General features: G+C 64.2%; 10 protein-coding genes. All 10 read left to right on the forward strand.

Translation table 11 applies throughout. The features are described from left to right. Window positions 1-52 precede the first annotated feature (52 nt). The 10 genes from Q2M23_RS34135 to Q2M23_RS34180 all read left to right on the forward strand — a co-directional run bounded on the left by Q2M23_RS34135 (window position 53) and on the right by Q2M23_RS34180 (window position 12,263). Window positions 53-712: an arylesterase gene (locus Q2M23_RS34135; protein ID WP_410469806.1), complete on the forward strand. Its 660-nt coding sequence runs from the start codon at window positions 53-55 to the stop codon at window positions 710-712. 166 nt (window positions 713-878) lie between these two features. Continuing rightward, window positions 879-1,415 (forward strand): RNA 2',3'-cyclic phosphodiesterase, encoded by a 537-nt coding sequence (gene thpR / locus Q2M23_RS34140; RefSeq protein ID WP_057020928.1) that lies wholly within the window; start codon window positions 879-881, stop codon window positions 1,413-1,415. Window positions 1,416-1,637: 222 nt separating this feature from the next. After that, entirely contained in the window at window positions 1,638-2,825 is a 1,188-nt protein-coding gene (gene zapE / locus Q2M23_RS34145; RefSeq protein WP_316398399.1) for a cell division protein ZapE, read from the forward strand. Between the two features lie 209 nt (window positions 2,826-3,034). Next, on the forward strand, window positions 3,035-4,003 hold the full coding sequence (mdh, locus tag Q2M23_RS34150; protein WP_028336306.1) for a malate dehydrogenase: 969 nt from the start codon (window positions 3,035-3,037) through the stop codon (window positions 4,001-4,003). Window positions 4,004-4,164: 161 nt separating this feature from the next. Next, entirely contained in the window at window positions 4,165-5,361 is a 1,197-nt protein-coding gene (gene sucC, locus Q2M23_RS34155) for an ADP-forming succinate--CoA ligase subunit beta (RefSeq protein WP_057020926.1), read from the forward strand. A 2-nt stretch (window positions 5,362-5,363) separates the two neighbouring features. After that, the gene (locus tag Q2M23_RS34160; protein WP_076834630.1) at window positions 5,364-5,840 is read left to right on the forward strand and encodes a DUF1579 family protein; all 477 of its coding nucleotides are present in this window, start codon (window positions 5,364-5,366) and stop codon (window positions 5,838-5,840) included. 95 nt (window positions 5,841-5,935) lie between these two features. Further along, a complete protein-coding gene (gene sucD, locus Q2M23_RS34165) occupies window positions 5,936-6,817 on the forward strand; it encodes a succinate--CoA ligase subunit alpha (RefSeq protein ID WP_028340814.1) in 882 nt (293 codons plus the stop codon). A gap of 254 nt (window positions 6,818-7,071) precedes the next feature. Beyond that, window positions 7,072-10,032 carry a 2-oxoglutarate dehydrogenase E1 component gene (locus Q2M23_RS34170; protein WP_076834628.1) on the forward strand — a complete coding sequence of 987 codons (2,961 nt, stop codon included), beginning with the start codon at window positions 7,072-7,074 and terminating at the stop codon, window positions 10,030-10,032. 167 nt (window positions 10,033-10,199) lie between these two features. Next, the gene (gene odhB, locus Q2M23_RS34175) at window positions 10,200-11,441 is read left to right on the forward strand and encodes a 2-oxoglutarate dehydrogenase complex dihydrolipoyllysine-residue succinyltransferase (protein WP_076834705.1); all 1,242 of its coding nucleotides are present in this window, start codon (window positions 10,200-10,202) and stop codon (window positions 11,439-11,441) included. 72 nt (window positions 11,442-11,513) lie between these two features. Beyond that, window positions 11,514-12,263 carry an SDR family oxidoreductase gene (locus tag Q2M23_RS34180; RefSeq protein WP_057020974.1) on the forward strand — a complete coding sequence of 250 codons (750 nt, stop codon included), beginning with the start codon at window positions 11,514-11,516 and terminating at the stop codon, window positions 12,261-12,263. Window positions 12,264-12,316 lie beyond the last annotated feature (53 nt).

The following is a 12,316-nucleotide window of genomic DNA, read 5'->3' on the forward strand; positions in this document are numbered from 1 at the left end:
TCGGTCATATGGCACTTCCGCGTCTGCGGTCGAGGGCCGGTTGAGAATCTTCGTGCACATACTCGTGTTGCTTATGGGCTTGATGACGGCGGCCAGCGCGCAGACGCCAAGGCTGGAGAATGGCCCGGAGAAGGGCCCGGCGAAGCCGATCAAGATGGTGGTTCTGGGCGATTCCCTGAGCGCCGGGTACGGCCTCCCGGGCCCGGCGGCATTCCCGATCCGGCTGCAAAAGGCGTTGGAAGCCAAGGGGATAAAGGTCGAGATGAGCAATGCCGGGGTGTCCGGCGACACCGCCTCGGGCGGCCGCGAGCGGCTCGACTGGTCGGTGCCTGATGGAACCGATGCCGTGATTGTCGAGCTTGGCGCCAATGATGCCTTGCGCGGCATCGATCCCGCCGTCACGCGTGCCGCGCTCTCCGACATCATCACAAAGTTGCAGGCGCGCAAGATCGCCGTGCTCTTGTGCGGCATGCTCGCGCCACCGAACTATGGCAGTGAGTATGCAGCGAAGTTCAACGCGATCTATCCGGATCTCTCGAAGACCCTTGGCGTGCCGCTCTATCCGTTCTTACTCGATGGGGTTGCCGCCGACGCGAAACTCAACCAGGCCGACGGCATGCATCCGACGGCAGCAGGTGTGGACATCGTTGTGAAAAATATCCTGCCCACAGTGGAGGCATTTCTCGGCGCAATATCAGGGCAACGCAGTTGAAGCGCAGGCAGTGAGCCGTGCCGTGTCCGTAGGTTTACGAGCTGTTAACGGGTCATGCTTCGCAGAGTCACATATCTCGGGTACAAATAGGCATCGGTGATTCGTCGCCGGGCCGTTACAGGGTGCGGGCTCCCAAAACCCGCGCCAAGCATCGAGGATTATTGCGATGCCGCGTCTGTTCACTGGACTGGAAATTCCGGCCGATATCGGCCAAACCCTCTCCAGCTTGCGTGGCGGCCTTCCCGGCGCACGCTGGATCGATCCCGAAAATTATCACGTCACTCTGCGCTTCATCGGCGATATCGATGGCATGTGGGCCAACGAGATCGCGACGATGTTGTTTCGGGTAAACCGCAAGCCGTTCGAGGTCAAATTGCAGGGCCTGTCGAGCTTCGGCGGACGCAAGCCGCGCGCGGTGGTTGCCGCCGTCGAGCCGAGCCGGCCGCTGATCGAACTGCAGGCCGAGCTCGAGCGGATGATGCAGCGGATGGGGCTCGATCCCGAGGGCAGGAAATTCACGCCACATGTCACGCTCGCTCGTCTGCATGACGCTTCGAGCCAGGACGTCGCGGATTATCTGTCCGTGCGCGGCTACTTCCCGAGCCGCAGCTTCCTGGCGGACCGCTTCGTGCTGTTCTCGTCGCGCGCGTCGACAGGCGGCGGCCCCTATGTGGTCGAGGATTCCTACGCGCTCTGCGCGTGAGCCTCTTCACCTCGCCCCGCTTGCGGGGAAAGGTCGGATCGCATCGAAGATGCGATCCGGGCGAGGGGGTACGGGTCCGTCGATAGAGCGCGTCGGGTGGTGAGAGCCCCTCACCCCGGCCCTCTCCCCGCAAGAGTGGGGCGAGGGAGAGGAAAGTGCATACCCCACTGGCACAATTCACGGCTTGCAATTTGCCGCACACTAGGGCCGTAAGGTGGGCTCATGCTGTCCACCTCGCCCAGTTCCTTTCTCGAGCTCTACAAATCCCTGGTCGCCTCCGGCGCGATCGAGGCCGATCCCGCCCAGGCCCGCGCCGCCGAGGCATTCGGCGCGCTGGATGAGCGGCTCGCGAGCTACAAGCCGCAGCGCAAGCAAGGCCTGTTCGGGCGGCTGTTCGGCGGCGACAAGGACGACAAGCCGCCGCGCGGGCTCTACGTCCACGGCGAGGTCGGTCGCGGCAAGACCATGCTGATGGATCTGTTCTTCCAGCAGAGCCCGGTCGAACACAAGCGCCGCGCGCACTTCCACGAATTCATGGCCGAGGCGCATGAGCGCATCTACGGCTACCGTCAGCAGATCGCGCGCGGCGAGATCGCGGACGGCGACGTGATCGCGCTCACAGCGCAGGCGATCTTCGACGAAGCCTGGCTGCTCTGCTTCGACGAATTTCACGTCACCGACATCGCCGATGCGATGATCCTCGGCCGGCTGTTCGCCAAGCTGTTCGATCTCGGCACCGTGGTGGTCGCGACCTCGAACGTTGCGCCTGACGATCTCTACAAGGGCGGGCTCAATCGCGCGCTGTTCGTGCCGTTCATCGCGCAGATCTCCGACCACATGGACGTGCTGCGGCTCGATGCGCGCACCGACTTCCGGCTGGAGAAACTCGTCGGCGTCAAGATGTGGCTGGTGCCCGCGGATGACGCGGCCGATGCCGCGCTCAACGCGGCCTGGCGGAAGATGACCGGCAATGCCCCGTGCAAGGCACGCCTCATTCCGATCAAGGGACGCATCCTGAACGTGCCCTGCTCGGCGCACGGCGTCGCGCGCTTCAGCTTCATGGACATCTGCGAGAAGCCGCTTGCCGCGTCCGATTATCTCAGGCTCGCGCACGACTACCACACGATCCTGATCGACCACATTCCGGTGATGGATTACGCCGAGCGCAATGCCGCCAAGCGCTTCATTTCGCTGATCGACACGCTCTATGACAATGCCGTGAAGCTGATGGCCTCGGCCGAGGCCGATCCGGTGTCGCTGTACCTTGCGACCGACGGCGTCGAGGCGATGGAGTTCAAGCGCACATCCTCGCGCCTGATCGAGATGAGCTCGGAATCCTACCTGGCGCTGCCGCACGGCCGGAAGGACTCCTCGGCGAGCGGCGCGTCGACTGGCCTTGTCGAGACCTGAATTCAGTCTCGATATTTCGTCTTGCGCGCGGTCCGGTTCGGCGCAACTTTTCGTGTCTCCGGGGCGGATGTTGCTGGCATGCCTGATCGAATTCCAGGCAGGGCCCGCAATCGGGCAGGCCGTGACTTGAATGGATCATTCGAAAGGGATAACCACCCTTGCAACCGACTTCCCTCCCTCCCGTACACAGTTCAAAGGACTGATTTCCCATGGCACGCGACAAGATTGCTCTGATTGGCTCCGGACAGATCGGCGGAACGCTGGCGCACCTCGTCGGCCTCAAGGAACTCGGAGACGTCGTGCTGTTCGATATTGCCGAGGGCGTGCCGCAGGGCAAAGCGCTCGACATTGCGCAGTCGTCGCCGGTCGACGGTTTCGATTCCAATCTGGTCGGCGCCAATTCCTATGAAGCGCTCGACGGCGCCAAGGTCTGCATCGTCACCGCCGGCGTGCCGCGCAAGCCCGGGATGAGCCGCGACGATCTCCTCTCCATCAACCTCAAGGTCATGGAGCAGGTCGGCGCCGGCATCAAGAAGTACGCGCCCGACGCCTTCGTCATCTGCATCACCAACCCGCTCGACGCCATGGTGTGGGCGCTGCAGAAGGCCTCGGGCCTGCCGCACAAGAAGGTGGTCGGCATGGCCGGCGTGCTCGACTCCGCGCGTTTCCGCTATTTCCTGGCCGACGAATTCCACGTCTCGGTCGAGGACGTCACCGCCTTCGTGCTCGGCGGCCACGGCGACACCATGGTGCCGCTGACCCGCTACTCGACTGTCGCCGGCATTCCGCTGCCCGACCTCGTCAAGATGGGCTGGACCTCGCAGGCGCGCATCGATGAGATCGTCGATCGCACACGCAACGGCGGCGCCGAGATCGTCAACCTGCTCAAGACTGGCTCCGCCTTCTACGCGCCGGCTGCGTCCGCGATCGCGATGGCCGAGAGCTACCTGAAGGACAAGAAGCGCGTGCTGCCCTGCGCCGCCTATCTCAACGGCGAGTACGGCGTGAAGGACATGTATGTCGGCGTGCCGGTCGTGGTCGGCGCCAAGGGTGTCGAGCGCATCGTCGAGATCGAACTGGCGGGCAAGGACCGCGAGGCTTTCGACAAGTCGGTCGGTGCGGTGCAGGGCCTGGTCGACGCCTGCAAGAAGATCGCGCCCGATCTGCTCGGCAAGTAATCTCGATTGGCAATGGCCCGATAGGCGGTTTCAATCGCCTGTCGGGTGCAAGGCGATGAAATTCCGGCGGATTTTTTAGTTGCGCGAGCTTTGGTATATGGTATGCCAGTCTCAAGGCTGACGTAAAAGGTCGCCGCACGAGGGTTTGGGAGCGTCTTTCCATGAATATCCATGAATACCAGGCCAAGGCTTTGCTGCATGAATTCGGCGTGCCGATCTCGCGCGGCGTGCCGGTGCTGAAGCCGGAAGAGGCCGACGCGGCGGCCAAGCAGCTGCCCGGCCCGATCTGGGTAGTGAAGAGCCAGATCCATGCCGGCGGCCGCGGCAAGGGCAAGTTCAAGGAAGCATCGGCCGGCGACAAGGGCGGCGTCCGCATCGCCAAATCGGCCGCCGAGGTCGCCGAATTCGCCAAGCAGATGCTCGGCGCGACGCTGGTCACGGTGCAGACCGGTCCGCACGGCAAGCAGGTCAATCGCCTCTACATCGAGGAAGGCTCCGACATCGACAAGGAGTTCTACCTCTCGATCCTGGTCAATCGCGAGACCTCCGAAATTTCCTTTGTGGTGTCGACCGAAGGCGGCGTGAATATCGAAGAGGTCGCGCATTCGACCCCGGAAAAGATCGTCTCGTTCTCGGTCGATCCCGCGACCGGCATCATGCCGCATCACGGCCGCACGGTTGCCAAGGCGCTGAAGCTGACCGGCGATCTCGCCAAGCAGGCCGAGAAGCTGACCGGCCAGCTCTATGCCGCCTTCGCCGCCAAGGACATGGCGATGCTCGAGATCAATCCGCTCGTCGTCACCAAGCAGGGCCAGCTGCGCGTGCTCGACGCCAAGGTGTCATTCGACAGCAACGCGCTCTATCGTCATCCGGACGTGGTCGCGCTGCGCGACGAGACCGAGGAAGACGCCAAGGAGATCGAGGCGTCGAAATACGACCTCAACTACGTCGCGCTCGACGGCACGATCGGCTGCATGGTCAACGGCGCCGGGCTCGCCATGGCGACCATGGACATCATCAAGCTGTATGGCATGGAGCCGGCGAACTTCCTCGACGTCGGCGGCGGCGCCAGCGTGGAGAAGGTCGCGGCCGCGTTCAAGATCATCACCGCCGATCCGAACGTGAAGGGCATCCTGGTCAACATCTTCGGCGGCATCATGAAGTGCGACGTGATCGCCGAGGGCGTGGTCGCCGCGGTGAAGCAGGTCGGCCTCAAGGTTCCGCTGGTGGTGCGCCTCGAAGGCACCAATGTCGAGCAGGGCAAGAAGATCATCCGCGAGAGCGGCCTCAACGTCCTGCCCGCCGACAACCTCGATGACGCTGCACAGAAGATCGTGAAAGCCGTCAAGGGAGGCTAACGATGGCCGATCATCTCGACGCTCCGACACCGCTGGACGAACACCGCAAGCTCGCGGCGTTTGCGGGCGAGTGGAGCGGCGAAGAGATGGTCTATCCGTCGCGCTGGACCGCGGGCGGTCCGGCCACCTCGCAGGTCGTTGCGCGCATCGCGCTCAACGGCTTCTACCTGATCCAGGACAGCGTGCAGACCCGCGACGGCAAGGAGAGCTTCGCCACCCACGGCGTGTTCACCTACGACCGCGACGATCGGGCCTACAAATTGTTCTGGCACGACTCGCTCGGCTACTACCCGCCGTCACCGGCGTCCGGTAGATGGGCGGGCAAGTCGCTGATCCTGGTGCGCGGCTCGCTGCGCGGCAATGCCCGTCACGTCTACGAGGTCGTCGACGACAACACCTACAACATGAAAATCCAGTTCTCGCCTGACGCGGAAGGGTGGGCCGACGTGCTCACCGGCGTGTACCGGCGTATTCACTGAGCATGATCCGGAAAAGTGGTCTCCGGTTTTCCGACAAGATCATGCTCAAACCATAGAGTCCCATCACCGATCGTCTCGCGAAAGCATCTCGAACCATGTCCATTCTGATCGACAAGAACACCAAGGTCATCTGCCAGGGCTTCACCGGCAAGAACGGCACGTTCCATTCGGAAGCGGCGATCGCTTACGGCACCAAGATGGTCGGCGGCGTGGCGCCGGGCAAAGGCGGCTCGACCCATCTCAACCTGCCGGTGTTCGACACCGTCGCCGAAGCGCGCGAGAAGACCGGCGCCGACGCCAGCGTGGTCTATGTCCCGCCGCCGGGCGCAGCCGACGCGATCTGCGAGGCGATCGACGCGGAAATCCCGCTGATCGTCTGCATCACCGAGGGCATCCCGGTGCTCGACATGGTGCGCGTGAAGCGCTCGCTGTCGGGCTCGAAGTCGCGGCTGATCGGGCCGAACTGCCCCGGCGTGATGACCGCCGGCGAATGCAAGATCGGCATCATGCCGGCCAACATCTTCAAGCCCGGCTCGGTCGGCATCGTCTCCCGCTCCGGCACCCTGACCTATGAGGCGGTGTTCCAGACCACCCAGGAGGGTCTAGGCCAGACCACCGCGGTCGGCATCGGCGGCGACCCTGTCAAGGGCACCGAGTTCATCGACATGCTGGAGATGTTCCTGGCCGACGAGAAGACCAAGTCGATCGTGATGATCGGCGAAATCGGCGGCTCCGCCGAGGAGGACGCCGCCCAGTTCCTCAAGGACGAGGCCAAGCGCGGCCGCAAGAAGCCGATGGTCGGCTTCATTGCCGGTGTCACCGCACCTCCCGGCCGCCGCATGGGCCATGCCGGCGCGATCATCTCGGGCGGCAAGGGCGACGCTGGTTCCAAGACCGCGGCGATGGAAGCCGCCGGCATCAGGGTGTCGCCGTCGCCGGCGCGCCTCGGGCACACGCTCGCGGAAATGCTGAAGTAACCGCCGTCCGGCGAGTTCCCTTCGAGGTTTGGCGTGATTTGGGGCGGGTTCTCCTTGGGGAACCCGCTCTTTTATTGCGTTTTGGTGCCGGAATGCCGATCAATAAAAAATGAAAATAAATTCATTTCTTAGTTCTTTTAGGCAGGAATATCTGTCCTACATAGGGTAAAGGGTATCAATCCAGCCGGCGCACTTCCAGACCGGCATCAGCGCCGTCTCCTACGCGCGAACCGAAAAAATCACCAGGACTGCCCATGTCTCGCCAAGACGCGAACGCCGCTTTTGCACTCTCATCATTCCTGCAGGGCACCAACGCCGCCTACATCGACGACCTCTACGCCCGCTACGAGCAGGACCCGTCGTCGGTCGACGCCGAATGGCAGGATTTCTTCAAAAGCCTGAAGGACGCCCCGGCCGATGTCCAGAAGAACGCCGAGGGCGCCTCGTGGGGCCGCGACAACTGGCCGGTGACGCCGCGCGACGAGCTGACCTCGGCGCTCGACGGCAACTGGGCCCAGGTCGAGAAGGCGGTCGGCACAAAGCTCGCGGCCAAGGCGCAGGCCAAGGGCGCCGAACTGTCCGATGCCGACGTCCATCAGGCCACCCGCGATTCGGTTCGCGCACTGATGCTGATCCGCGCCTACCGCATGCGCGGCCATTTCCACGCCAAGCTCGATCCGCTCGGCATCGAGGCGCCGCGCGACCGCGAGGAGCTCGATCCGCGCTCCTACGGCTTCACCGAGGCGGACTTCGATCGCAAGATCTTCCTCGACCACGTGCTCGGCCTCGAATACGGCACGCTGCGCGAGATCGTGCAGATCTGCGAACGCACCTACTGCCAGACGCTCGGCGTCGAATTCATGCACATCTCGAACGCCGCGCAGAAGGCGTGGATCCAGGAGCGCATCGAGGGGCCGGACAAGGAGATCTCGTTCACGCCCGAGGGGCGCCGCGCGATCCTCAACAAGCTGATCGAGGCGGACGGCTTCGAGAAGTTCTGCGACACCAAGTTCACCGGCACCAAGCGCTTCGGCCTCGATGGCGGTGAATCGCTGATCCCGGCGCTCGAGCAGATCATCAAGCGCGGCGGCAATCTCGGCGTGAAGGAGATCGTGGTCGGCATGCCGCATCGCGGCCGCCTCAACGTGCTGACCCAGGTGATGGGCAAGCCGCACCGCGCGCTGTTCCATGAGTTCAAGGGTGGTTCCGCCAACCCCGACTCGGTCGAAGGCTCGGGCGACGTCAAGTATCACCTCGGCGCCTCCTCGGACCGCGAGTTCGACGGCAACAACATCCATCTGTCGCTGACCGCAAACCCGTCGCATCTCGAGATCGTCGATCCGGTCGTGATGGGCAAGGTGCGCGCCAAGCAGGACCAGCACGGCGATCCGCCGGATATGCGTATCTCCGTGCTGCCGCTGCTGATGCACGGCGACGCGGCATTCGCAGGCCAGGGCGTGGTGGCTGAATGCTTCAGCCTGTCCGACCTGAAGGGCTATCGCACCGGTGGCTCGCTGCATTTCATCGTCAACAACCAGATCGGCTTCACCACCTACCCGCGCTACTCGCGCTCGTCGCCCTATCCGTCCGACGTAGCGAAGATGATCGATGCGCCGATCTTCCACGTGAATGGCGACGATCCGGAGGCCGTGGTGTTCGCGGCCAAGGTCGCGATCGAGTTCCGGCAGAAATTCCACAAGCCGGTCGTCATCGACATGTTCTGCTACCGGCGCCACGGCCACAACGAGGGCGACGAGCCGGCCTTCACCCAGCCGGTGATGTACAAGAAGATCGCTTCTCACCCGTCAACGCTCGAGATCTACGCCAAGCGGCTGGTCGCTGACGGCGTGTTGACCGAGGGCGAGGTCGAGAAGGCCAAGGCCGACTGGCGCGCGCGGCTCGACGCCGAGCTTGAAGCCGGCGCCGGCTACAAGCCGAACAAGGCCGACTGGCTCGACGGCAAGTGGGCAGGCTTCAAGATCGCCGACCAGGAAGAGGACGCCCGCCGCGGCGTCACCGGCGTCGATGTCGCCGTTCTCAAGGATATCGGCCGCAAGATCACCAAGGTGCCGGACGGCTTCCGCGTCCACCGCACCATCCAGCGTTTCCTCGACAATCGCGCCAAGGCGATCGATAGCGGTGTCGGGATCGACTGGGCCACCGGCGAGGCCCTGGCATTCTGCACGCTGCTGCAGGAAGGTCATCATGTGCGACTGTCCGGCCAGGATTCCGAGCGCGGGACCTTCTCGCAGCGCCATTCAGTGCTGATCGACCAGGAGGACGAGAGCCGCTACACGCCGTTCAACCATCTCGGCGGCGAAGACACCGGCCACTACGAGGTCATCAACTCGCTGCTGTCGGAAGAGGCGGTGCTCGGCTTCGAATACGGCTACTCGCTGGCCGAGCCGAATGCGCTGGCGCTCTGGGAAGCGCAGTTCGGCGACTTCGCCAACGGCGCGCAGGTGGTGTTCGACCAGTTCATCTCCTCGGGCGAACGCAAGTGGCTGCGCATGTCGGGCCTCGTCTGCCTGCTGCCGCACGGCTACGAAGGGCAGGGACCGGAGCATTCCTCCGCGCGCCTCGAGCGTTACCTGCAGATGTGCGCCGAAGACAACATGCAGGTGGTCAATCCGACCACGCCGGCGAACTACTTCCACGTGCTGCGGCGCCAGCTGCATCGCGAGATCCGCAAGCCGCTGATCCTGATGACGCCGAAGTCGCTGCTGCGCCACAAGCGCGCGGTGTCGCAGCTCGAGGAGCTCGGCAAGAACGCCACGTTCCACCGCATTCTGTACGATGACGCGCAGATGCTGCCGGACGAGAAGATCAAGCTGGTGCCGGACGACAAGATTCGCCGCGTCGTGCTGTGCTCCGGCAAGGTCTACTACGATCTCTACGAGGAGCGTGAGAAGCGCGACATCGATGACATCTATCTGATGCGCGTCGAGCAGCTATATCCGGTGCCGCTGAAGGCGCTGGTGCAGGAGCTCGGCCGCTTCAAGAACGCCGAAGTGGTCTGGTGCCAGGAAGAGCCGCGCAATATGGGCTCCTGGCACTTCATCGAGCCCTATCTGGAATGGGTGCTCAACCAGATCCACGCACCCAACAGGCGTCCGCGCTATGCAGGCCGTCCGGCATCGGCGGCAACCGCGACCGGCTTGATGTCGAAACATCTGGCGCAGCTCAAGGCGCTGCTCGACGACGCACTGAACTAACGACTTTCATTGAAGCCATGCCCCGCGAATGCGGGGCATCCGGTATCCCGCGTCATCCAGCAGAAGTGCTGTCGTCACGGAGTACCGGATCGCTCGCTTTGCGGGCGGTGGCGGACAAGTTTCACGACCGCAAATTTTGCGACCGCAGGGTTATCGAGGAAAAGACCATGACTGAAATTCGCGTTCCAACGCTCGGCGAATCCGTGACCGAGGCCACGATCGGCCGCTGGTTCAAGAAGGCCGGTGAAGCTGTCGCGGTGGACGAGCCGTTGGTGGAGCTGGAGACCGACAAGGTCACCATCGAGGTGCCCGCGCCGGTGGCCGGTACGCTCGGCGAGATCATCGCCAAGGACGGCGAGACGGTCGCCGTCGGCGCGCTGCTCGGACAGATCAATGACGGCGCCGCTCCGGCCGCCAAGCCGGCTGCTGCGGCTCCCGCCAAGGCCGCCGCACCGGCTGCCGCTGCTGCGCCGGCTGCTGCCGCTGCGCCGAAGGCGCCGCCGGCGGATGCGCCGCTGGCACCCTCGGTCCGCAAGCTGTCCGCTGAAAGCGGCATCGATGCGTCCACCGTTCCCGGCTCGGGCAAGGACGGCCGCGTGACCAAGGGCGACATGCTGGCCGCGATCGAGAAGGCCGCCTCGGCGCCGACCCCGGTCAACCAGCCGGCCGCCGCCGTGCAGGTTCGTGCGCCGTCGCCGGCGGACGACGCCGCGCGCGAGGAGCGCGTGAAGATGACCCGGCTGCGCCAGACCATCGCGCGCCGCCTCAAGGACGTGCAGAACACCGCCGCGATGCTGACGACCTTCAACGAGGTCGACATGACCGAGGTGATGAAGCTGCGGGCCCTCTACAAGGACACGTTCGAGAAGAAACACGGCTCGAAGCTCGGCTTCATGGGCTTCTTCACCAAGGCGGTCGTGCAGGGGCTAAAGGACATTCCGGCGGTCAACGCCGAAATCGACGGCTCTGACCTGATCTACAAGAACTACTATCACATCGGCGTTGCGGTCGGCACCGACCGCGGCCTCGTGGTGCCTGTGGTGCGCGACTGCGACCACAAGTCGATCGCCGACATCGAGAAGTCGATCGCCGACTACGGCCGCCGCGCCCGCGACGGCCAACTCAAGATCGACGAGATGCAGGGCGGCACCTTCACCATCACCAATGGCGGCATCTACGGTTCGCTGATGTCGACGCCGATCCTGAATGCGCCGCAGTCCGGCATCCTCGGCATGCACAAGATCCAGGAGCGGCCGATGGTGGTCGGCGGCAAGATCGAGGTGCGCCCGATGATGTATCTGGCGCTGTCCTATGATCACCGCGTCATCGACGGCAAGGAAGCGGTTACCTTCCTGGTGCGCGTCAAGGAGAGCCTGGAGGATCCGGCCCGCCTGGTGCTGGACCTCTAAGGTCGTATCGCGCGCGGCGTCCGATCGGCTCGGGCGCCGCGATCTGTTGGTTGCTCACATTTGGGGATCAAAGTGACGGATAAGGTCGTTGTCATCACCGGCGGCAGCCGCGGCATCGGCCGCGCCACCGCGCTCGCTGCCGCCGCGCGCGGCTATCGCATCGTGGTCGGCTATGCATCCAACAAGACCGCGGCGGACGAGGTCGTCGCCGCGATCGAAGCCAGCAACGGCAAGGCGATCGCGGTGAAATGCGATGTCGGCAGCGAGCAGGACATCCTGGCGCTGTTCAAGGCGGCCGACGGCTTCGGCACGCTCGGCGCGCTCGTCAACAATGCCGGCATCGTCGGCAAGAGCGGCGTGCGTGTCGACGAGATGTCGGCCGAGCGTATCCAGCAGATGATGGCAGTGAATGTCACCGGCAGCATCCTGTGTGCGCGCGAGGCGGTGAAGCGCATGTCGACCAAGCACGGCGGCAAGGGCGGCGTCATCGTCAACCTGTCCTCGGTGGCGGCGAAGCTCGGTGCGCCCAACACCTATGTCGACTATGCCGCTTCCAAGGGCGCGATCGATTCCTTCACGATTGGCCTCGGCTACGAAGTCGCGAATGAGGGCATCCGCGTCGCCGGCATCCGGCCCGGACTGATCGACACCGACATCCACGCCGCGGGGGGCGAGCCCGATCGCGCGCACCGGCTTGCCCATATGGTGCCGATGAAGCGTGTCGGCACCGCCGATGAAATCGCCAACGCCATCGTCTGGCTGATCTCGGACGAGGCTTCCTATGTCACCAGCGCGATCCTCGACGTGTCGGGCGGTCGCTAGCACACGATCAAGAGCGGGCGGCGGTCTGCCGTCACGATCGCGCCCCGCGTAAT

Source organism: Bradyrhizobium sp. 33ap4, assembly GCF_032654765.1.
GTDB classification, from domain to species: Bacteria; Pseudomonadota; Alphaproteobacteria; order Rhizobiales; family Xanthobacteraceae; genus Bradyrhizobium; species Bradyrhizobium australafricanum.

What these genes read in the sequence shown, in the direction of transcription:
- sucC (WP_057020926.1), top strand. Translation starts at nt 4,165, where the DNA reads ATGAATATCCATGAATACCAGGCCAAGGCTTTGCTGCATGAATTCGGC.
- mdh (WP_028336306.1), top strand. Translation starts at nt 3,035, where the DNA reads ATGGCACGCGACAAGATTGCTCTGATTGGCTCCGGACAGATCGGCGGA.
- thpR (WP_057020928.1), top strand. Translation starts at nt 879, where the DNA reads ATGCCGCGTCTGTTCACTGGACTGGAAATTCCGGCCGATATCGGCCAA.
- zapE (WP_316398399.1), top strand. Translation starts at nt 1,638, where the DNA reads ATGCTGTCCACCTCGCCCAGTTCCTTTCTCGAGCTCTACAAATCCCTG.
- Q2M23_RS34170 (WP_076834628.1), top strand. Translation starts at nt 7,072, where the DNA reads ATGTCTCGCCAAGACGCGAACGCCGCTTTTGCACTCTCATCATTCCTG.
- sucD (WP_028340814.1), top strand. Translation starts at nt 5,936, where the DNA reads ATGTCCATTCTGATCGACAAGAACACCAAGGTCATCTGCCAGGGCTTC.
- odhB (WP_076834705.1), top strand. Translation starts at nt 10,200, where the DNA reads ATGACTGAAATTCGCGTTCCAACGCTCGGCGAATCCGTGACCGAGGCC.
- Q2M23_RS34160 (WP_076834630.1), top strand. Translation starts at nt 5,364, where the DNA reads ATGGCCGATCATCTCGACGCTCCGACACCGCTGGACGAACACCGCAAG.